A 22155-nucleotide genomic window follows, 5' to 3' on the forward strand; every position below is an offset into this window, starting at 1 on the left:
CAAGCTCAGGCCCCCTTGGCGTGGCGCACGTCAAAGTGAACCGTGCCAAGGGGGGCCCGAACACAGGGCCCGGCAAGGTACCGTCGGACATAAGGCAGCACCAGGAGTCGCTGGACCTCAGTGTCCAGTCGTCTCCCAGGCGAAGGGGAAGCACACCGTGGCACGCATCGGTGACGGCGGCGATCTGCTCAAGTGCTCGTTCTGCGGCAAGAGCCAGAAGCAGGTCAAGAAGCTCATCGCAGGGCCCGGTGTGTACATCTGCGATGAGTGCATCGACCTCTGCAACGAGATCATCGAGGAAGAGCTGGCGGAGACCAGCGAGGTCCGCTGGGAGGAGCTTCCCAAGCCCCGCGAGATCTACGAGTTCCTCGAGGGGTACGTGGTCGGGCAGGAGGCGGCCAAGAAGGCGCTCTCGGTCGCGGTGTACAACCACTACAAGCGGGTGCAGGCCGGCGAGAACGGCGGTGCCCAGGGCCGGGACGACGCCATCGAGCTGGCGAAGTCCAACATCCTGCTGCTGGGCCCCACCGGCTCGGGCAAGACGCTCCTCGCCCAGACCCTCGCCCGCATGCTGAACGTCCCGTTCGCGATCGCGGACGCCACGGCGCTGACCGAGGCGGGCTACGTCGGCGAGGACGTCGAGAACATCCTGCTGAAGCTGATCCAGGCGGCCGACTACGACGTCAAGAAGGCCGAGACCGGGATCATCTACATCGACGAGATCGACAAGGTCGCGCGGAAGAGCGAGAACCCTTCCATCACGCGTGACGTGTCGGGCGAAGGTGTGCAGCAGGCCCTGCTGAAGATTCTCGAGGGCACCACGGCCTCGGTCCCGCCGCAGGGCGGCCGCAAGCACCCGCATCAGGAGTTCATCCAGATCGACACGACGAACGTCCTGTTCATCGTGGGCGGCGCGTTCTCCGGCCTGGAGAAGATCATCGAGTCCCGGGCCGGCGCCAAGGGCATCGGCTTCGGCGCCACGATCCTGTCCAAGCGCGAGCTGGAGGCCAAGGACGTCTTCGAGGACGTCATGCCGGAGGACCTGGTCAAGTTCGGCATGATCCCCGAGTTCATCGGCCGCCTCCCGGTGATCACCAGCGTGCACAACCTGGACCGCGAGGCCCTGCTGCAGATCCTCGTCGAGCCCCGCAACGCCCTGGTCAAGCAGTACGAGCGCCTCTTCGAACTCGACGGCGTGGAGCTGGACTTCGAGCGCGAGGCCCTGGAGGCCATCGCCGACCAGGCCATCCTCCGCCAGACCGGCGCCCGCGGCCTGCGCGCCATCATGGAGGAGGTCCTCATGTCGGTGATGTACGAGGTGCCCTCCCGCAAGGACGTGGCCCGCGTCGTCATCACCGCGGACGTCGTCCACTCCAACGTCAACCCCACCCTCATCCCCCGCGACGCCCGCGGCCGCGGCCCGGGGGAGCAGAAGACGGCGTGACGGCGCCGCCTCACCCGCACGTGCGAAGGGCCCCGGTCGACCGACCGGGGCCCTTCGCACGTCCTGCGGCGCCGCCGCGGGGGTCAGGCCTTCACGCGCACGTCGTTGCGCAGCTTGGCGGCCAGCTCGGCCGCGTCGTCGATCGTGGTGCTCTTGCCGGTCATCAGCCCGGCGATGTCGTACGACACGACGTAGGCCAGCGTGCTGTGGTCACCCCAGATGCAGATCGGCATCTTCGTGGTCTTGCCCGACTCCGTGCTCTCGGCGTACTGGCACTTCATGACGCCGTCGGAGAAACCGGCCGGGCTCACCGCCTGCGGGCTGCCGACCAGCTTGGTGTCGGACGACGAGGAGTCCTTCGCCGCGTCCTTCTTGGCGCTCGCGAACATCGCGTCGACGACCTTCTCCGGGTCGTCGATGGTGCCGTACACCCCGGCGAACCCGATGACCTTCTGCGAGACGCTGGACCCCGAGCTGTAACCCGCGCTGACGTCCTTGGGGTTCTGCACGCCCCACGACTCGGCGTCCTTGACGTCGTCGTCGCTCAGGCCGCCGGAGGTGTCGCCGTCCGACTTCTTGTACGCCCCGTCGAGCACGGTCGCCGGCGTGGTCAGCTTGTGCGGTCCGTCGTCCGCGACGCTGCCGCCGCCGCTCCCGCCGCCGTTGCCGACGACGAAGTACACGCCCACCGCCACGGCCGCCACCACGGCCACCGCCGCGACGATCAGGCCCGTCCTCTTCTTGCCGCCGCCGGGCGCCGGGGGCTGCGGGGCGCCGTAGGGCTGCTGGCCGTACGGGCCCTGCTGCGGCGGCACGCCCTGCTGCGGGTAGCCGTACGGCTGCTGCTGGGGCGGCGCCTGCTGCGGGTAGCCGTAACCGGGCTGCGGCGGAGGGGCCTGCTGGGGGTAGCCGTAACCGGGCTGCGGGGCCTGCGGCTGCTGGCCGTACGGGCCCGGCTGGCCGTACGGACCGGGCTGCTGGGGCTGCCCGCCGTACGGGCCCGGCTGGTTGCTGCTCATTACTGGGTTCCCCTCCACACGCTTATGTGTCCCTGACATCCTGGCGCAGGCCGCGGGGCCGCAGCGCATCGGGGGGCGCACCGTTACAGAACAAACGCGTTTCAGGACTGCCCCGTGACACCCCTAAACTGAGCCCCGTGACCGAGAACGCTCAGCAGCAGCCACCAGCGCCCGACACCGAACTGCCGACCCAGTACGCGCCGGCCGACGTAGAGGGGCCGCTGTACGAGCGCTGGGTGGAGCGGGGCTACTTCGAGGCGGACGCGAGCAGCGACAAGCCGCCGTTCACCGTCGTCATCCCGCCGCCGAACGTCACGGGCAGCCTGCACCTCGGCCACGCCTTCGAGCACACCCTCATCGACGCCCTGACCCGCCGCAAGCGGATGCAGGGCCACGAGACGCTGTGGCAGCCCGGCATGGACCACGCCGGCATCGCCACCCAGAACGTCGTCGAGCGGGAACTGGCCAAGGAGGGCAAGTCCCGCCACGACCTGGGCCGGGAGGCGTTCGTCGAGCGCGTCTGGCAGTGGAAGGCCGAGTCCGGCGGCCAGATCAGCGGCCAGATGCGCCGCCTCGGCGACGGCGTCGCCTGGTCGCGCGAGCGCTTCACCATGGACGAGGGCCTCTCCCGGGCCGTCCAGACCATCTTCAAGCGGCTCTACGACGACGAGCTGATCTACCGCGCCGAGCGCATCATCAACTGGTGCCCGCGGTGCCTGACCGCCATCTCGGACATCGAGGTCGAGTACCAGGACGACGACGGCGAGCTGGTCTCCATGGCGTACGGGGACGGGGACGACCGCATCGTCGTCGCCACCACCCGCGCGGAGACGATGCTCGGCGACACCGCCGTCGCCGTCCACCCCGACGACGAGCGCTACAAGCACCTCGTCGGCAAGCTCATCAAGCTGCCGCTGACCGACCGCTCCATCCCGGTCGTCGCCGACGCCCACGTGGACCCCGAGTTCGGCACCGGCGCGGTCAAGGTCACCCCGGCCCACGACCCGAACGACTTCGAGATCGGCCAGCGCCACGACCTGCCCTCCATCGCCGTGATGGACGAGCACGCCGTCATCACCGCGCACGGCCCCTTCCAGGGCCTGGACCGCCTCGAGGCCCGCTCGGCCATCGTCGCCGCGCTGCGCGCCGAGGGCCGGATCGTCGCCGAGAAGCGGCCCTACGTCCACTCCGTCGGCCACTGCTCCCGCTGCAAGACCACCATCGAGCCGCGCCTGTCCATGCAGTGGTGGGTCAAGGTCGGCCCGCTGGCCAAGGCGGCCGGCGACGCGGTCCGCGAGGGCAAGGTCACCATCCATCCGCAGGAGATGGAGAAGCGGTACTTCGACTGGGTCGACAACCTCCACGACTGGTGCATCTCGCGGCAGTTGTGGTGGGGCCACCGCATCCCGGTCTGGTACGGCCCGGACGGCGAGGTCGTCTGCGTCGGCCCCGACGACGAGGCGCCCACCGGCGAGGGCTGGCACCAGGACACCGACGTCCTCGACACCTGGTTCTCCTCCGGCCTGTGGCCGTTCTCCACGCTCGGCTGGCCCGAACAGACCGAGTCGCTCGCGAAGTTCTACCCGAACTCCGTCCTGGTCACCGGCTACGACATCCTCTTCTTCTGGGTCGCCCGGATGATGATGTTCGGCCTCTACGCGATGGACGGCACCCCGCCGTTCCACACCATCGCCCTGCACGGCATGGTCCGCGACCAGTTCGGCAAGAAGATGTCGAAGTCCTTCGGCAACGCGGTCAACCCGCTGGACTGGATGGACAAGTACGGCTCCGACGCCCTGCGCTTCACCCTCGCGCGCGGCGCCAACCCCGGTGTCGACGTCCCGATCGGCGAGGACTGGGTCCAGGGCTCCCGCAACTTCGCCAACAAGATCTGGAACGCCACCCGCTTCGCGCTGATGAACGGCGCGACGGTGGACGGCCCGCTGCCCGAGCCGTCGGCGATGTCGGCGACCGACCGCTGGATCCTCTCCCGCCTCAACTCCGTCATCGCCGAGGTCGACGCGTTCTACGACGACTTCCAGTTCGCCAAGCTGTCGGACGCGCTGTTCCACTTCGCCTGGGACGAGGTCTTCGACTGGTACGTCGAGCTGTCCAAGACCACCTTCCAGGCGGGCGGCGAGGCGGCCGAGGTCAGCAAGCGCGTCCTCGGCGAGGTCCTCGACGTCACCCTCCGGCTGCTGCACCCGGTCGTCCCCTTCGTCACCGAGACGCTGTGGACGACGCTGACCGGCGGCGAGTCGGTCGTCGTCGCCGAGTGGCCGGCCGACCCGGGCTTCCGGGACGCGGCCGCCGAGCGGGAGATCCGCAGCCTCCAGTCGGTGATCACCGAGGTCCGCCGCTTCCGCGCCGACCAGGGCCTCCAGCCCGGTCAGCGGGTCCCGGCCCGGCTCACCCTGGACGGCACCGCGCTCGCCCCGCACGAGGCCGCCATCCGCCAGCTGCTGCGCCTCCAGCCGGAGGGCGACTCCTTCACCGCGACGGCGACCCTGCCGGTGGCCGGTGCGGAGGTCGCGCTCGACCTGTCCGGCACCATCGACGTGGCCGCCGAGCGCAAGCGCCTCGCGAAGGACCTCGCGGCGGCGGAGAAGGAGAAGGCCCAGGCCGAGGCCAAGCTCGGCAACGAGGCGTTCCTGGGCAAGGCCCCGGACCACGTCGTCGACAAGATCCGCACCCGCCTGGCCAAGGCCGAAGAGGACATCACCCGCCTCCAGACCCAGCTGACCAACCTCCCCCAGTCCTGACCCCCACCCTGACAAAAGGCCCCCGGACCGCCAACGGCCCGGGGGCCTTACCCATCCCCTGAGCGACCACCCCCGAAGGGGCGCGAGGAACCGCGCACTCACGCATCCCCACCCGCACCCAGACCCAACGCGACGCCACCCACCCCCAGGGGCACGAGGAACCGCGCACAAGGCCCGCACCCACCCGCACCCCAAAACCGCCGCGACGCCACCTCCCGAAGGGGCGCGAGGAACCGCGCACTCACGCATCCCCACCCGCACCCAGACCCAACGCGACGCCACCCACCCCCAGGGGCGCGAGGAACCGCGCACAAGGCCCGCACCCACCCGCACCCCAAAACCGCCGCGACGCCACCCCCCGAAGGGGCGCGAGGAACCGCGCACAAGGCCCGCACCCACGCGCACCAAGAACCGACGCCGCCCCCACCCCCGTCGCCCCCGCCAAACCGCCGGCGGCACTCCGTAGACTGGGCCCCGTGAGCGACCACCCCGGCACCAGTGACACCCCCGACCCCCTCGACGCCTTCGAAGAGATCATCGCGGAGGAGACCCACCGCGACCCCGACCTCGCGGTGATCGAGGCCGGCAGCCGCACCCTGCGCACCCAGGGCGGCCCGCCGGACGCCGACGTCCCCGCGCGGCCCGCGGACCCCGAGGTGGACAAGGCCCTGCGCGAGGTCGAGGCGGACCTGGCGACCCGCTGGGGCGAGACCAAGCTGGAGCCCTCCGTCAGCCGGATCGCCGCCCTGATGGACGTGCTGGGGGACCCGCAGCGCTCGTACCCCTCGATCCACATCACCGGGACCAACGGCAAGACCTCCACCGCCCGCATGATCGAGGCCCTGCTCGGCGCCTTCGAGCTGCGCACCGGCCGGTACACCAGCCCGCACGTGCAGTCGATCACCGAGCGGATCAGCCTGGACGGGGCGCCGGTGTCGGCGGAGCGGTTCATCGAGACGTACCAGGACATCAAGCCGTACGTGGAGATGGTCGACGCCCAGCAGGAGTACCGGCTGTCCTTCTTCGAGGTGCTCACCGGCATGGCGTACGCGGCCTTCGCGGACGCCCCGGTGGACGTGGCCGTCGTGGAGGTGGGCATGGGCGGCTCCTGGGACGCCACCAACGTGATCGACGGCGCCGTCGCGGTCGTCACCCCCATCGGCCTGGACCACACCGACCGGCTCGGCGGCACGCACGCCGCGATCGCCACCGAGAAGGCCGGGATCATCAAGCGGGACGCCACCGTGGTGCTGGCCCAGCAGCCGGTGGACGCGGCGCAGGTGCTGCTGAAGAAGGCCGTCGAGGTGGACGCCACGGTGGCCCGCGAGGGCCTGGAGTTCGGCGTCGTGGCCCGGCAGGTCGCGGTCGGCGGCCAGCTGGTCACCCTGCGCGGCCTGGGCGGCGAGTACGAGGAGGTCTACCTCCCGCTGCACGGCGCCCACCAGGCGCACAACGCCGCCGTGGCGCTGGCCGCCGTCGAGGCCTTCTTCGGCGTCGGCGCGCAGCGCCCGGACCGCCTGGACACCGAGACCGTCCGCAAGGCCTTCGCCGCGGTCACCTCACCGGGCCGCCTGGAGGTCGTACGGCGCTCCCCGACCGTCGTGCTGGACGCGGCGCACAACCCCGGCGGCGCGCTGGCGGCCGCCGAGGCGGTGCGGGAGGCGTTCGACTTCAGCCGGCTGATCGGGGTGGTCGGCGCCAGCGGCGACAAGGACGTGCGGGGGCTGCTGGAGGCCTTCGAGCCGATCTTCGCCGAGGTCGTCGTCACCCAGAACTCCAGCCACCGCGCCATGGACGCGGACGAGCTGGCCGCACTCGCCGTCGAGGTGTTCGGCGACGAGCGGGTCCAGGTCGAGCCGCGGCTGCCGGACGCCCTGGAGGCCGCGATCACGCTGGCCGAGGAGGAGGGCGAGTTCGCCGGCGGCGGTGTGCTGGTCACCGGTTCCGTCATCACGGTCGGCGAGGCCCGGCTGCTGCTCGGGAAGGGCTGAGGCGCGTCGTGCGTACGCTCTGTTCGTCGACCTTGATCGGCGAGTTCTTCGTCATCGGTTTCGCGGCGCTGGTCGCCATGAAGGACCCGGACCTGTCGACGTCCACGGTCTGGCTGGTCAGCGGTGTCGCCATGCTGCTGTGCGTGCTGCTGTGCGGCATGGTGACCCGGCCGGGCGGCGTGGCCCTGGGCTGGGCGCTCCAGCTGGCGCTGATCGCCTCCGGGGTCTTCGTCCCGACGATGTACTTCATGGGTGTGGTGTTCGCGGCGCTGTGGTGGGCCTCGGTGCACTACGGCCGCAAGGTCGACGAGGCCAAGGCCCGGTTCGCCGCCCGGACCACCCCCTCCGCACCGGAGTCCTCCGGGCCGGCGTCCGCGGGGCCTTCCGGCGGCTGACGCTGCGTGACAAGGGGACGGACACGCCCTGTAATCTCGTCCCACCGCACACGACTGCCAGAAGGAGTCCCCCCGTGAGCCAGCGCACCCTCGTCCTGCTCAAGCCCGACGCCGTCCGTCGAGGCCTGACCGGCGAGATCATCAGCCGTATCGAGCGCAAGGCCGGCTGGCAGATCACCGCGCTGGAGCTGCGCACGCTCGACCACGACACGCTGGAGCAGCACTACGGCGAGCACAAGGGCAAGCCCTTCTACGAGCCGCTGGTGCAGTTCATGTCCTCCGGCCCGGTCGTGGCGCTGATCGTCGAGGGCGAGCGGGTCATCGAGGGCGTGCGCGCGCTGGCCGGTCCGACCGACCCGATCGCCGCCGCACCGGGTTCGATCCGGGGCGACTTCGGGGTCATCGTCCGGGAGAACCTGATCCACGCCTCCGACTCCGAGGAGTCCGCCGAGCGCGAGGTGAAGATCTTCTTCCCGGGCCGGGTCTGAGCGGGCCGCGCGGGGCTGACGGAGGATTTTTCTGAGGGACTGTCAGGTCCCTGCGGGTGCCTGACCTGGGACGGCCGAGGGATTTCGGCCGTCCTTCGGCATATGCGTGGCCGATCGGGGGAACGCGTGCCCCCGATGGACCGTCTCCACAAGCGAGGCGGGTCGCCATCTGCTGACAATGGCGGAGACCCTCGCGCGGTGTTCGTGCAGGCGCGTCTACGATGGAAGCCTTCACGTCACAGCACCCACCTCGCCTACCTGAAAAGCCCTCAAAAGCTCGTGGGAAGGCCAGACGAATCCTGATGGGGAACTCAATGTCGTTCATCGGCCGTGACATGGCTGTCGACCTCGGGACCGCCAACACGCTGGTGTACGTCAGGGGTCGCGGGATCGTACTCAACGAGCCGAGCGTCGTCGCGATCAACACGAACACCGGTGGCATCCTCGCGGTCGGGGCGGAAGCGAAGAAGATGATCGGGCGGACCCCGGGCAACATCGTCGCCGTGCGGCCGCTGAAGGACGGTGTCATCGCCGACTTCGAGATCACCGAGCGGATGCTCCGCTACTTCATCCTCAAGATCCACAAGCGGCGCTACCTCGCCCGCCCGCGCGTCGTGGTGTGCGTGCCCTCGGGCATCACCGGCGTCGAGCGCCGCGCCGTCATCGAGGCGTCGTCCCAGGCCGGCGCCCGTCAGGTGCACATCATCGAGGAGCCCATGGCGGCCGCCATCGGTTCCGGCCTGCCGGTCCACGAGGCCACCGGCAACATGGTGGTGGACATCGGCGGCGGCACCACGGAGGTCGCGGTCATCTCGCTCGGCGGCATCGTCACCGCCCAGTCCATCCGCGTCGCGGGCGACGAGCTGGACAACGCGATCATCCAGCACATCAAGAAGGAGTACAGCCTCCTCCTGGGCGAGCGGACCGCCGAGCAGATCAAGATCACGATCGGTTCCGCCTACGAACTTGACGCCGACGAGCACACCGAGATCCGCGGCCGGGACCTCGTCTCCGGGCTGCCCAAGACCGTCGTCATCTCCGCCGCCGAGGTGCGCAAGGCGATCGAGGAGCCGGTCAACGCGATCGTCGACGCCGTCAAGACGACCCTGGACAAGTGCCCGCCGGAGCTGTCCGGCGACATCATGGACCGCGGGATCGTGCTGACCGGCGGCGGCGCGCTGCTGCGCGGTCTCGACGAGCGGCTGCGCCGCGAGACCGGGATGCCGATCCACATCGCCGAGGACCCGCTGGACAGCGTCGCGCTCGGCTCCGGCAAGTGCGTCGAGGAGTTCGAGGCGCTCCAGCAGGTTCTGGACGCCCAGCCGCGCCGGTGACGTGACCCCCTCGATTGCGCCGTACGATTCCGCCGTACGAGATGATCTCCTCTCGTACGGCGGATCGTTGATATAGAGACCTTGAGCTTCCACCCACGGCCCCCAGGGTGTGCGCTGCGGGATCCGCGCTCGCCGGGGGCCACCCGAATTCCTACGAGGAAGGGCACGGCCGCCGCACGTGAGGGACACGAAAGAGAGCCGGCTGCTCCTGGTGCTGCTGATCGCCATCGCCTTCGCACTGATCACGGTGGACATCCGCGGCGGCCAGAACTCCCCGGTCGACGGGGCCCGGCACGCCGCGGCCGCCGCCTTCGGCCCGATCGAGAACGGGATGTCGTCGGCGGTGGACCCGGTCGGTGACGCCGTCTCCGCCGTCCGCGCCTCCGGCGCCCGCCACGACCGGCTCGCCCGGCTGGAGAAGGAGAACGCGGCCCTCAAGGCGCGCCTCGGCAGCGACGACCGCAACCGCAGCCGCCTCAAGCAGCTGGACTCGATGCTGAAGGTGGCCGGCGAGGGCCAGTACGGCATCAAGGGCGCCGAGGTCATCGCCATAGGGTCGGCGCAGGGCTTCTCCTGGACCGTCACCATCGACGCCGGCGCCGACGACGGCATCGAGCGGGACATGACCGTCCTCAACGGCGACGGCCTGGTCGGCCGGGTCACCACCGTCGGACCCGGCACCGCCACCGTGCTCCTCGCCAACGACCCCGACTTCACCGTCGGCACCCGCATGGAGGGCAGCGACGAACTCGGTTTCGCCTCCGGGCAGGGCGACCGCCCGCTGCGCGTCGAACTCCTCAACGGCAAGGCCGAGGTGAAGAAGGGCGACCGCCTCGTCACCTTCGGCTCCCAGGCCGACCGGCCCTTCGTGCCCGGCGTCCCGGTCGGCCGGATCTCCCGCGTCGACCCCTCCGGCGGCGGCCTCACCCGCACCCTCTACGTCACGCCGTTCGTGAGCTTCACCAAGCTCGACATCGTGGGCGTCGTCGTCGAGGCCCCGAAGAAGGACCCGCGCGACGAGGTGCTTCCGGCCAAGCCCCGGCCCACCCCGACCCCGACGGTCACCGTGACGGTGACGCCGTCCGCGGGCGCGCCCGACACCACCGGCCAGCAGCAGTAGGAGCTGAATCCCCCATGCGTCTCAACCGGATCCTGCTCTCCAGCGCCCTGGTCGTGGTCGCCCTGGTGATCCAGGTGAGCGTCCTGGCCCGGCTGCACCTGCCCGGCGCCGTCCCGGACCTGCTGCTGCTCACCGTCCTCGGCCTGGCCATGGTCTACGGCCACGTCGGCGGCGCCCTGGTCGGCTTCGGCGCCGGACTCCTCGCCGACGTCGCCCCGCCCGCCGACCACGCCGCCGGCCGCTACGCCCTGGTGCTGTGCGTCACCGGCTACTGCGCCGGGCTGATCAGACCGGAGAACGGCCGCCTGAAGTCCGCCACCGGCCCGATGGCCGTCGTGGTCGCCGCCGCCGTCGGCTCGACCCTGCTGTACGCCGGCGTCGGCGCCCTGGTCGGCGACACCGCCGCCCGCCATGTCGGCCTCACCGGGCTGCTGTTCACGGCCGCCCTGTACGACCTGCTGCTCGCCCCGTTCGTGGTCCCCGGCATCATGTTCCTGGCCCGCCGCGCCGACAACGACCCGCTCACCGAGTCCGGTTCCGTGGCCCAGGGCACCGACATCTCCTCCGGCTGGCTGTCCTCGGGCACCGGTCTGCGCCTGGGCGGCGGCCGGCGCGGCGGCCTCGGCGGCCTGAAGGCCAGGGCCCGCACCCGCACCGCCCGGGTGGGCCGCATCAAGGGGGTCAAGCGGCTGTGACCGCGCGGAGGTCGGCCCGTACCCGGCCGCACAGCTTCGTCGTATATGACACAGACACAGCCGGAGACGCGACGGCGGCCGCAGTGACCGCCGCCGAGCCGTCTCCCCCCACCACACTTCCAAGGAATGGGCCGCGCCCATGACGAATATCCCGGAGACCGGACGGACCCCGCGGGTCCAGATCCGGCTGGTCGTCATCCAGATCCTCGTGCTCTCCCTGCTCGGCACCCTCGGCGGCCGGCTGTGGTACCTCCAGATCCGGGAGGGCGCCGCCTACGCCAAGGAGGCCTCCGGCAACCACGTCCAGCAGGTCGTCGACCCGGCGGTGCGCGGCTCGATCCTGGACGCGCGCGGCGTGGCCCTCGCCGACAACGAGACCCGGCTGGTCGTCTCCGCCTCCCGCACCGACCTGCTCAAGCAGCAGGACGACGGCAGGGCGGTCCTCAGCAAGCTGGCCAAGGTCCTCGGCATGGACCCCGAGGAGGTCATCCGCAAGGTCCGGCTGTGCGACGCCAAGACGCCGCAGCCGTGCTGGAACGGTTCGCCCTACCAGCCGATCCCGATCACCGACGAGGCCACCGCCAAGCAGGCCCTGCAGATCCGCGAGCGCTCCGAGGACTTCCCAGGCATCTCCGCCGAGCCGGAGGCCGTGCGCCGCTACCCGGCCCCGGGCAAGGCCAACACCGCCCAGGTCCTCGGCTACCTCTCGCCGGTCACCGACGCCGAGATCCAGCAGGCCAAGGACACCGACTCGCCCTACCTGCGCTCCGACCAGGTCGGCCGCAACGGCCTGGAGCGCGCCTACGACAAGCAGCTGCGCGGCAAGGCCGGCGTCACCCGCTACGAGGTCGACAACCTCGGCAGGGTCATCGGCAAGGCCGAGTCCGACGCCGCCCAGCCCGGCTCCAACCTGGTCACCAGCATCGACTCCCGGGTCCAGCGGATCGCCGAGTACGAGCTGGACCAGGCCATGAAGAAGGCCCGCCAGCAGTACGACAAGATCACCCAGGAGAACTACAAGGCCGACTCCGGTGCCGTCGTCGTCATGGAGGCGAAGACCGGCCGGATCGTCGCCATGGCGTCGGCGCCGACGTACGACCCGAACGTCTGGGTCGGCGGCATCTCCGCCAAGGACTACAAGGCGCTCACCGGCAAGGACTCCGACTACCCGCTGCTGAACCGGGCCATACAGGGTCAGGCCGCGCCCGGCTCGACGTTCAAGGTGGTCTCCACGGCCGCCGCGGTCGAGGCCGGCTACGCCTTCGACGGCCGCTACCCGTGCACCAGTTCGTACTCCGTGGGCAGCCAGGTCTTCAAGAACTTCGAGGGTGAGAACTTCGGCCCGATCTCCCTCGGCCGCGCCCTGGAGGTCTCCTGCGACACGGTCTTCTACGGTCTCGCCGACCGGGAGTGGAAGCGCGACGGCGGCATCAACCCGAAGAAGGGCCGGCCCAAGGACTACTTCTTCAAGGCCGCCCACCAGTTCGGCCTCGGCAAGGAGACCGGCGTCGACCTGCCCAACGAGGTCACCGGCCGCGTCCCCGACCGCCGCTGGAAGGAGGCGTACTGGGAGGCCAACAAGGACGCCTGGTGCAAGAGCGGCAAGAAGAACGGCAGTTACGTCGAGAAGATCGCCTACGAGAACTGCCTCGAAGGCAACAAGATGCGTGAGGGCGACGAGATCAACTACTCCATCGGCCAGGGCGACACCCTCGTCACGCCGATCCAGGAGGCCGTGATCTACGGCGCGGTCGCCAACGGCGGCACCATGTACCAGCCGAGCGTCGGCAAGGCGGTCATCAGCGCGGACGGCAGGACCGTCAAGGAGATCAAGCCGAAGAAGACCGGCCGGCTCCCGGTCAGCCAGGCCACGCTCCAGGGCATGGACGACGCCTTCGCGGGCGTCATCACCCGCGGTACCGCCGCCTGGAAGTTCGGCGGCTGGCCGCAGGACAAGATCGCGCTGCACGCCAAGACCGGCACCGCCGAGGTCTACGGCAAGCAGACCACGTCCTGGCTGGCCACCTACTCGAAGGACTACACGGTGATCATGACGATCGCCCAGGCCGGTACCGGTTCCGGTGCCTCCGGTGAGGCCGTGCGCAACATCTACAGCGCGCTGTACGGCGTCCAGGGCGACGGCTCCATCGACACCGCGAAGGCGCTGCTCCCGCAGCCGCAGAAGAGCCTGCCGAAGGTCCGCACCGACGGCACGATCGTCTCCCCGAAGGTCGCCAAGGACCCGGTGAAGGACCTCCAGGCCACCCAGCAGAACCCCGACGACCCCGACAGCCCGCAGACGCCCGCCGCGACCACCGCCTCGCCGACGAGCAACCGCGACACCCGCAGGCGCTCCCGCGGGGGCGCACGCGGACGAGGCGGCCGCAGGAGGCTCGCATGACCGGCGCCAACACCTTCTCCGTCTCCGGCTACGGCCCCCAGCGGGCCGGCTGGACCCGGGTCTTCGCCCGCGACGCGCCGGCCCGCCGGCTGGACTGGCCGATGCTGCTGGCGGCGCTCGCGCTGTCCCTGCTCGGCTCCCTGCTGGTCTTCTCCGCGACCCGCAACCGCACCGAGATCAACCAGGGCGACCCGTACTACTTCCTGATCCGGCACCTGATGAACGCCGGCATCGGGCTCGCCCTGATGACCGCCACCGTCTGGCTGGGCCACCGCACCCTGCGCAACGTCGTGCCGATCCTCTACGGCCTCTCGGTCCTCGGCATCCTGCTGGTGCTGACCCCGCTGGGCTCCACCGTCAACGGCGCCCACTCCTGGATCGTGCTCGGCGGCGGCTTCTCCATCCAGCCCTCGGAGTTCGTCAAGATCACGATCATCCTGGGCATGGCGATGATGCTGGCCGCGCGGGTCGACGCCGGCGACAAGAAGTACCCCGACCACCGCACGGTCCTTCAGTCCCTCGGGCTGGCCGCCGTACCGATCATGATCGTGCTGCTGATGCCCGACCTCGGGTCGGTGATGGTCATGGTCATCATCATCCTGGGCGTGCTGCTCGCCTCCGGCGCCTCCAACCGCTGGGTCTTCGGCCTGATCGCCGCCGGCGCGATCGGCGCGATCTCCGTCTGGCAGCTGCACATCCTGGACGACTACCAGATCAACCGCTTCGCCGCCTTCGCCAACCCCGACCTCGACCCGGCCGGAGTCGGCTACAACACCAACCAGGCCCGGATCGCGATCGGCTCCGGCGGGCTCAGCGGCGCCGGTCTCTTCCACGGCTCGCAGACCACCGGCCAGTTCGTGCCCGAGCAGCAGACGGACTTCGTCTTCACCGTCGCCGGCGAGGAGCTGGGCTTCCTCGGCGCCGGCCTGATCATCCTGCTGCTCGGCGTCGTGCTGTGGCGCGCCTGCCGCATCGCCCGCGACTCCACCGAGCTGTACGGCACCGTCGTCGCCGCCGGGATCGTCGCCTGGTTCGCCTTCCAGGCGTTCGAGAACATCGGCATGACCCTGGGCATCATGCCCGTCACCGGCCTGCCGCTGCCGTTCGTGTCCTACGGCGGCTCCTCGATGTTCGCGGTCTGGATCGCGGTCGGCCTGCTCCAGTCGATCAAGGTGCAGCGGCCCATGTCGGCGTAGGCGGCACGGCAGGTCCGCGGGTGCGGCTGCCCGGCGAAGGAGGGCACGGAAACAGGCGTGGCCGGGGCAAACGCGGCTAGATTCACGATATGGCGGATACGAAGCGCGAGATCGAGCGCAAGTACGAGTCCGACGGCAGCGCCCTGCCCGACCTGACCGGCGCCGGAACCGGGGCGCGGACCGTGGCCGGCGTCCTCGACCGGGGCGTCATGGAACTGGACGCCACCTACTACGACACCGCCGACCTGCGCCTGGCCGCCCAGGGCGCCACGCTGCGGCGCCGCACCGGCGGCTCGGACGCCGGCTGGCACCTCAAGCTCCCCGTCGCCGAAGGCGTCCGCGACGAGATCCGCGCTCCCCTCGGCGAGACCGTCCCCGGCGAGCTGGCCGCCCTGGCCCGCTCCCGCAGCCGGGGCGCCGACCTGGTCCCCGTCGTGCGGCTCCGCTCGCTCCGCGACGTACGCCACCTCCTCGACGCCGAGGGGCGGCTGCTCGCCGAGGCCAGTGTGGACGCGGTGACCGCCGAGCGCCTCACCGGCGACGGCGGCACGGCCCGCTGGACCGAGATCGAGGTGGAACTGGCCGACGGCGGCGACCCGGCCTTCCTCGACCACGTCGACAAACGCCTGCGCAAGGCGGGTCTGCGGCGCTCCGCCACACCGTCCAAGCTCGCCCGGGCGCTGGAGCTGACCGCGCCGCCCGGCGAGCGGCCCGCGGACCGCGCCGCCGACCCCGTCACCGCGGGCGACCACGTCCTCGCCTACCTCCGCGCCCAGCGCGACGCCCTCGTACGGCTCGACCCGGCCGTGCGTCAGGGCGCCGAGGACTCCGTGCACCGCATGCGGGTCGCCACCCGCCGCGCCCGCAGCGCCCTGCGCGTCCACCGCGCGCTGTTCGACCGCGCGGTCACCGACCCGATCGGCGCCGAGCTGACGTGGCTGGCGGGCGAGCTGGGCGCCGACCGGGACGCCGAGGTGCTGGCCGAGCGCCTGACCACGGCCCTCGGCGAGGTGCCCGGCGCGCTGGTCCAGGGTCCGGTCGGGGAGCGGCTGCGCCAGTGGTCCGCGGGCCGGCGCGGCCGCTCGCACGCCAGGCTCACCGGCGTCCTGGACTCCGCCCGTCACCTGGCGCTGCTGGACGCCCTCGACGGGCTGCTCACCGATCCGCCGCTGCGCCGGGCCGCCGGCGGCAAACCGGGCAAGGTGCCGGCCAAGGCGCTGCGCAAGGAGTTCCGGCGGGTCTCCCGGCTCGTCGAGGAGGCGCTCGGCACGCCGCCCGGCCCCGACCGCGACACCGCCCTGCACGAGGCCCGCAAGAAGGCCAAGCGCACCCGGTACGCGGCGGAGGCGGCCACCCGCGCCCTCGGTCCCACCGCCACCGCCCTGGTCACGTCGATGACGTCGCTCTCCAGCCTGCTCGGCGAGCACCAGGACAGCGTCATGGCCCGCCGGAGCCTGCGCGAGCTGTCCGCGGTGGCCCACGCGGCGGGGGAGAGCGCGTTCACGTACGGGCTGCTGTACGGGCGCGAGGAACAGCGGGCGGCGGCGGCGCAGGACCGGCTGCCCGAGGTGTGGAAGAAGGCCCGGTCGCGGATCTCCGGCTGAGCGGGTCCGGGCCCCGCAGGAGGGTGCCGGGAGCGGTGCGGTCCGGCGGGCGTGCGGGGCGGGCCGCCGGGCGGGTTACGCTTGATGGTCACCCTTCCTCCGGCCTCCGGCCGGGGGTGCCCCCCAGTCAGCTCACGAAGGTAACCCCCGCGATGACTGTCGAGTCGGTCTTCCCACAGCTCGAAGCTCTGCTCCCGCACGTGCAGAAGCCGATCCAGTACGTCGGCGGCGAGCTGAACTCCACGGTGAAGGAATGGGACGCCTGCGACGTCCGCTGGGCACTGATGTACCCGGACGCCTACGAGGTCGGCCTGCCCAACCAGGGCGTCATGATCCTCTACGAGGTGCTGAACGAGCAGGACGGCGTCCTCGCCGAGCGCACCTACAGCGTGTGGCCGGACCTGGAGGCGCTGATGCGCGAGCACCGGGTCCCGCAGTTCACGGTGGACAGCCACCGGCCGGTGAAGGCGTTCGACGTGTTCGGCCTCAGCTTCTCCACGGAGCTGGGCTACACCAACATGCTCACGGCCCTGGACCTGGCCGGCATTCCGCTTCAGGCGCGCGAGCGGACCGTCGACGACCCGATCGTGCTGGCCGGCGGCCACGCCGCCTTCAACCCGGAGCCGATCGCCGACTTCATCGACGCGGCGGTCATCGGCGACGGCGAGCAGGCCGTGCTCGACATGACCCGGATCATCCGCGAGTGGAAGGCGCAGGGCCGCCCCGGCGGCCGCGAGGAGGTCCTGCTGCGCCTGGCGAAGACCGGCGCCGTGTACATCCCGGCGTTCTACGACGTCGAGTACCTCCCCGACGGCCGGATCGCCCGCGTGGTCCCGAACCGGTCGGGCGTGCCGTGGCGCGTGTCCAAGCACACGGTCATGGACCTGGACGAGTGGCCCTACCCCAAGCAGCCCCTGGTCCCCCTCGCCGAGACCGTCCACGAGCGGATGTCGGTGGAGATCTTCCGCGGCTGCACCCGCGGCTGCCGCTTCTGCCAGGCCGGCATGATCACCCGCCCGGTCCGCGAGCGCTCCATCACGGGCATCGGCGACATGGTCGAGAAGGGCCTGAAGGCGACCGGCTTCGAGGAGGTGGGCCTGCTCTCCCTCTCCTCCGCCGACCACTCGGAGATCGGTGACATCGCCAAGGGCCTGGCGGACCGCTACACCGACGACAAGATCGGCCTCTCCCTCCCCTCGACCCGCGTGGACGCCTTCAACGTCGACCTGGCCAACGAGCTGACCCGCAACGGCCGCCGCTCCGGACTCACCTTCGCCCCCGAGGGCGGTTCGGAGCGCATGCGCAAGGTCATCAACAAGATGGTCTCCGAGGAGGACCTGATCCGTACGGTGGCCACCGCCTACGGCAACGGCTGGCGCCAGGTGAAGCTGTACTTCATGTGCGGCCTGCCGACGGAGACCGACGACGACGTCCTGCAGATCGCCGACATGGCGACCCGCGTCATCCAGAAGGGCCGCGAGGTCTCCGGCTCCAACGACATCCGCTGCACGGTCTCCATCGGCGGCTTCGTCCCCAAGCCCCACACCCCCTTCCAGTGGGCGCCGCAGCTGTCGGCGGAGGAGACCGACGCCCGCCTGGAGAAGCTCCGCGACAAGATCCGCGGCGACAAGCGGTACGGCCGCTCGATCGGCTTCCGCTACCACGACGGCAAGCCCGGCATCGTCGAGGGCCTGCTCTCCCGCGGCGACCGCCGCCTCGGCGCCGTCATCCGCGAGGTGTACGAGGACGGCGGCCGCTTCGACGGCTGGCGCGAGCACTTCTCCTACGAGCGCTGGATGCGGTGCGCCGACAAGGCGCTGGCCCCCACCGGCGTCGACGTCGACTGGTACACGACGCGCGAGCGCACCTACGAGGAGGTCCTGCCCTGGGACCACCTCGACTCCGGCCTCGACAAGGACTGGCTGTGGGAGGACTGGCAGGACGCCCTCGACGAGACGGAGGTCGAGGACTGCCGCTGGACCCCGTGCTTCGACTGCGGGGTGTGCCCGGCCATGGACACGTCCATCCAGATCGGCCCCACCGGCAAGAAGCTGCTGCCCCTGACGGTGAAGAACGCCGCACCGGCACCCGCGGCGAGCGGCCACAGCCACTGAGCGGTCCGGCCGGCGCCCCCTGAGCGCTCCCGCAGGCGAGCCCCCTCCGACCCGGAGGGGGCTCGCCGCGGTTGCCGCTGGATACAGTTCGCTCTGTCGTAACCGGTTGCAGGGGGCAACCAGCGGTGGGTCGGCGGTGCCGACGTCCTGGGGAGGGCCTGAGCGGATGAGTCGTCGCTCTGCTGGATTCGTCAACACGTGGGCCGAGGCGCAGCGCGTGCAGCAGCGCCAGGCCGAGGCCGAGGAACGCCGGCGCCGGGCGCGGGAGCGGGAGCTGCGCGCCCACGAGCGGCGTGTCGCGCAGGGGCAGCGCGAGTACCGGCAGGCGGAGGCCAGGCGTCGCACGGCGGAGCTGGACGCCCAGGTCGCGGCGTTGCGGACGCTGCTCGCCGAGGGGTGCCGGGCGCCCGCGTTCCGGGCGTCCTCGCTGACCCGGGTGGCGGACGTACCGCCGTTCGACCCGGGCCCGCTGGCCTGGCCCGTGCGCATGCCGGACCCGGCGCAGTACCAGGCGCAGAGCGGCTGGACGGCCGGCCGGCGGGCCCAGGCGCAGGCCGAGGCACGGGCCCGCTTCGAGCAGGACTGGTACGCCGCGCAGGCCGCCGAGGCGCAGCGCCGGCAGCGGCTGGCCGCCGCGCAGCATGCGTACGAGCAGCGGGCGCAGGCCGTGCGCGACGAGGTCCGACGGCACAACGACGGCATCGCCGAGGCCACCGCTGCGGTCCGGCGGGGCGAGCCCGACACGGTCGTCGAGTACTTCTCGGCGGCCCTGTACGCGTCGGCGGCCTGGCCCGGGGACTTCCCCCGGCAGGTGACCGCGGCCTTCGACGCGGCGGCCCGCCAGCTGGTGCTGGACTGGGAGCTGCCCGGGTACGACGTCGTGCCGGCGGCGAAGTCGGTGCGGTACGTGCCGGCGAGCGACGAGGACAAGGAGACGGCGCGTCCCGTGACGCAGCGCCGGGCGCTGTACCGGGAGGTGCTGGCGCAGAGCCTGCTGCTGGTCCTGCACCAGGTGTTCGCGGCCGACGAGCACGGCGTCCTGGACTCGGTGGCGGTCAACGGCTTCGTCGACGCACCCGACCCCGCGACCGGCCGGCCCTCCCGGATCTGCCTGGCGACCGTCATGGCGCCGCGCGCGGCCTTCACCGGGCTGCACCTGGAGCAGGTGGACCCCACCAGCTGCCTGACGGAGGCGCTGCGGGGCCAGCTCGCATCCCGCCCCGACCAGCTCACCGCCGTACGGCCGGGCCGGCGGCCCGGGGACGTCGGCGACCGGGTCGTCACCCACGGCGGCGGCGGTGACGCGGAGCCGGACCTGTACGAGATGGACCCGATCGCCTTCGAGGCGCTCGTCGCCGAACTGTTCCGCGCCATGGGGATGGAGGCGGTGACCACGCAGCGCTCCAACGACGGGGGAGTGGACGTCGACGCGGTGGACCCCACGCCCATCCGGGGCGGCACGATCGTCGTACAGGTGAAGCGCTACCGCGCGACCGTGCCGCCCACGGCGGTGCGCGACCTGTACGGCACGGTCCAGGACGCGGGCGCCAACAAGGGCGTCCTGGTGACGACGTCGGGCTTCGGCCCGGGCTCGCACACCTTCGCCCGCGGCAAGCCGCTGGAGCTGATATCGGGCCCCGAACTGGTCGACCTGCTGCACCGGCACGGCCTGCGCGGGCGCCTGGGGGACGGCGGGCGGCCCGCCTCCGCCGCACCGGCACAGCCGGCCGCCGCGTCCGGCGACTCCGCGTCGGACGACTCCGCCTCCGGCGCCCACAACATCCTGGGCATGACGTGGTCCGGCCGGGTCGCGCTGGACGTCTGCGCCCTGGTCTGCCGCGGCGGCCGGGTCCTGGACGAGGACCACTTCGTCTTCTACAACAACCGGCGCACGCCGGACGGTTCGGTGCGCACCGTGCCGGCCGCGGTGCCGGACAAGGCGGCGATCCAGGTCTCCTTCGACGCGCTGCCGCCGGCCGCCGACCGGCTGGTGCTGGTGGCGGCGGTCGACCCGGAGGCGGACCCGCGTGCCGATCTCACCGGGTTCACCGCCGCCGCCATCCGGCTGCTGGACCCGGAGATGACCGAACTCGGCCGCCTCGACGTCTGCGACGGCCGCCCCGGCGAGACCGCCCTGGTGCTCGGCTCCTTCCGCCGCAGGACCGGCGGTGACTGGGACTTCGTACCGGGCGGCAAGGGCTATCCGGGCGGCCTGGAGCAACTCGTCGGTGACTACGGCATCGACGTGGAATAGGGCGGCGCGGCAGCGGGGTGGCGGGCAGCCGTGACGGCATCGCAATCAGAAGCGGCATCCGCACCCGCCGTCCGTGCGTCTCCTCCGGTATGGACCTCCAGAAGCCGCCGCCCCCGCCGCAGCAACCCGAAGGGTGTCTCGTCGTCGCGCTGCGGATACCGGTGCGGATCGTCGTGTTCGTGCTCGTGGTGCCGGTGCGGATGGCGTGGGACGTGCTGGTGGCCGCCGGGCGGCTGCTGCGGGACACGGTGCTGCGGCCGCTCGGGCGGGCGCTGCTGTGGTGCGCGCGGGCGGTGTTCGTGGTGCCGCCGGTCGCCCTGTGGCGGTACGTGCTGGCGCCGGCCGGCCGGGCGCTCGCCCGGCTCGGGCGCGTCCTCGTGGTGGTGCCGCTGGTGTGGCTGCACCAGTACGTGTTCACCCCCGTGGGACACGCCCTCGCCCGGCTGGCCCGCGGCGCGTGGGCCGGCCTGGCCTGGCTGGCCCGCGGCGTGTGGGCCGGCCTGGCCTGGCTGGCCCGCGGCGTGTGGGCCGGGCTCGCGTGGGTGGCGCGGGGCGTGGGGGCCGGGCTCGCGTGGGTGGCGCGGGGCGTGGGGGCGGTGCTGGCCTGGGTGTACCGGCGTGCCCTGACCCCCGTCGGACACGCCGCACTGTGGCTGCTGCGGGGCGTCGCGGCGGTGCTGGCCGCCGTCGGCACCGGCGTGTACACGGTGGCCGCCCTGCTGGTGCGGTACCTGCTCGTCGTGCCCGCCCGATGGCTGTGGACGTGGCTTCTCGCGCCCGCCGGACGGGCGTTGCTGTGGTGTGCGAACGGCCTCGGCCGGCTGCTGGGCGCCGTCGCCACCGGCCTGGGCGCCGCCCTGTACTGGACCGCCCGCGTCCTGCTGGTACTGCCGGCGCTCGCCCTGTGGCGGTGGGTGCTGGTGCCGGCGGGGCGGGTGCTGCGCGTGCTGGCGCGGGAGACGGCGGAGGCGCTCGGGCACGCCTGGCGGGTGGCCGGGCACGTCTCGCGGGCCGTGGGCCGCTTCCTCGCCGCCCTCCTGCGGTGGACCTTCGTGGCACCGGTGCGCTGGGTGTACCGGACGGTGCTCACCCCGCTCGGGCACGCCGTGCGGGACGTGGTGCTGCGGCCCGCCGCCCGGGCCGCGCGCGCGGTGGGCCGGGCCGCCCGCGAGGCCCTGGACGCCGCCCGGCAGACGGTGCGCCAGACCCGCGCCGACATCCGGCGGGCACTGTTCGGTGAGCCCCGGCAACCGCTCCCGGTGGACCGGCGGGAACCCCGGCGGCCCGAAACACGTACTCTTGGTAGCAGTACGACCGCTCTCACGAAGGACTAGGACA

At 71.9% G+C, this 22155-nt stretch carries 15 protein-coding genes; 14 read left to right on the forward strand and 1 reads right to left on the reverse strand.

Annotated features, from left to right (window positions below; all coding sequences use genetic code 11):
- Window positions 1–157: 157 nt before the first annotated feature.
- Entirely contained in the window at window positions 158–1444 is a 1287-nt protein-coding gene (gene clpX / locus ACZ6CZ_RS01450) for an ATP-dependent Clp protease ATP-binding subunit ClpX (protein WP_469012986.1), read from the forward strand.
- 83 nt (window positions 1445–1527) lie between these two features.
- Here clpX and ACZ6CZ_RS01455 read toward each other — a convergent pair whose 3' ends face one another.
- The gene (locus ACZ6CZ_RS01455) at window positions 1528–2463 is read right to left on the reverse strand and encodes a hypothetical protein (protein WP_469012988.1); all 936 of its coding nucleotides are present in this window, start codon (window positions 2461–2463) and stop codon (window positions 1528–1530) included.
- 137 nt (window positions 2464–2600) lie between these two features.
- On the opposite strand from ACZ6CZ_RS01455, the gene ACZ6CZ_RS01460 reads away from it, so the two are divergent.
- From ACZ6CZ_RS01460 to ACZ6CZ_RS01520, 13 genes are all read left to right on the forward strand, one after another.
- Window positions 2601–5225, forward strand: a complete 2625-nt coding sequence (locus ACZ6CZ_RS01460) for a valine--tRNA ligase (protein WP_469012991.1) — start codon at window positions 2601–2603, stop codon at window positions 5223–5225.
- Between the two features lie 476 nt (window positions 5226–5701).
- Window positions 5702–7216 (forward strand): bifunctional tetrahydrofolate synthase/dihydrofolate synthase, encoded by a 1515-nt coding sequence (folC, locus tag ACZ6CZ_RS01465; protein WP_469012995.1) that lies wholly within the window; start codon window positions 5702–5704, stop codon window positions 7214–7216.
- An 8-nt stretch (window positions 7217–7224) separates the two neighbouring features.
- Complete coding sequence (locus tag ACZ6CZ_RS01470) at window positions 7225–7611, forward strand: DUF4233 domain-containing protein (protein ID WP_469012999.1); 387 nt, start codon at window positions 7225–7227, stop codon at window positions 7609–7611.
- A 74-nt stretch (window positions 7612–7685) separates the two neighbouring features.
- Complete coding sequence (gene ndk / locus ACZ6CZ_RS01475) at window positions 7686–8099, forward strand: nucleoside-diphosphate kinase (protein ID WP_469013004.1); 414 nt, start codon at window positions 7686–7688, stop codon at window positions 8097–8099.
- A 314-nt stretch (window positions 8100–8413) separates the two neighbouring features.
- Window positions 8414–9433: a rod shape-determining protein gene (locus ACZ6CZ_RS01480; RefSeq protein ID WP_266514304.1), complete on the forward strand. Its 1020-nt coding sequence runs from the start codon at window positions 8414–8416 to the stop codon at window positions 9431–9433.
- A 178-nt stretch (window positions 9434–9611) separates the two neighbouring features.
- A complete protein-coding gene (gene mreC / locus ACZ6CZ_RS01485; protein ID WP_469013011.1) occupies window positions 9612–10553 on the forward strand; it encodes a rod shape-determining protein MreC in 942 nt (313 codons plus the stop codon).
- A 14-nt stretch (window positions 10554–10567) separates the two neighbouring features.
- A complete protein-coding gene (gene mreD / locus ACZ6CZ_RS01490; RefSeq protein ID WP_469013016.1) occupies window positions 10568–11248 on the forward strand; it encodes a rod shape-determining protein MreD in 681 nt (226 codons plus the stop codon).
- A gap of 139 nt (window positions 11249–11387) precedes the next feature.
- Window positions 11388–13649, forward strand: coding sequence for a penicillin-binding protein 2 (gene mrdA / locus ACZ6CZ_RS01495; protein WP_469013019.1), 2262 nt, complete (start codon window positions 11388–11390; stop codon window positions 13647–13649).
- Window positions 13646–14845 carry a rod shape-determining protein RodA gene (rodA, locus tag ACZ6CZ_RS01500; protein ID WP_469013021.1) on the forward strand — a complete coding sequence of 400 codons (1200 nt, stop codon included), beginning with the start codon at window positions 13646–13648 and terminating at the stop codon, window positions 14843–14845. Before mrdA ends, rodA begins: the two co-directional genes overlap by 4 nt.
- Before the next feature lie 89 nt (window positions 14846–14934).
- Entirely contained in the window at window positions 14935–16449 is a 1515-nt protein-coding gene (locus ACZ6CZ_RS01505; RefSeq protein WP_469013023.1) for a CYTH and CHAD domain-containing protein, read from the forward strand.
- A 152-nt stretch (window positions 16450–16601) separates the two neighbouring features.
- The gene (locus tag ACZ6CZ_RS01510) at window positions 16602–18563 is read left to right on the forward strand and encodes a TIGR03960 family B12-binding radical SAM protein (RefSeq protein WP_469013026.1); all 1962 of its coding nucleotides are present in this window, start codon (window positions 16602–16604) and stop codon (window positions 18561–18563) included.
- 166 nt (window positions 18564–18729) lie between these two features.
- Window positions 18730–20817, forward strand: coding sequence for a restriction endonuclease (locus ACZ6CZ_RS01515; RefSeq protein WP_469013028.1), 2088 nt, complete (start codon window positions 18730–18732; stop codon window positions 20815–20817).
- Between the two features lie 89 nt (window positions 20818–20906).
- Window positions 20907–22151, forward strand: coding sequence for a hypothetical protein (locus ACZ6CZ_RS01520; RefSeq protein ID WP_469013029.1), 1245 nt, complete (start codon window positions 20907–20909; stop codon window positions 22149–22151).
- Window positions 22152–22155 lie beyond the last annotated feature (4 nt).

It is taken from the genome of Streptomyces sp. NPDC041135 (assembly GCF_055592085.1).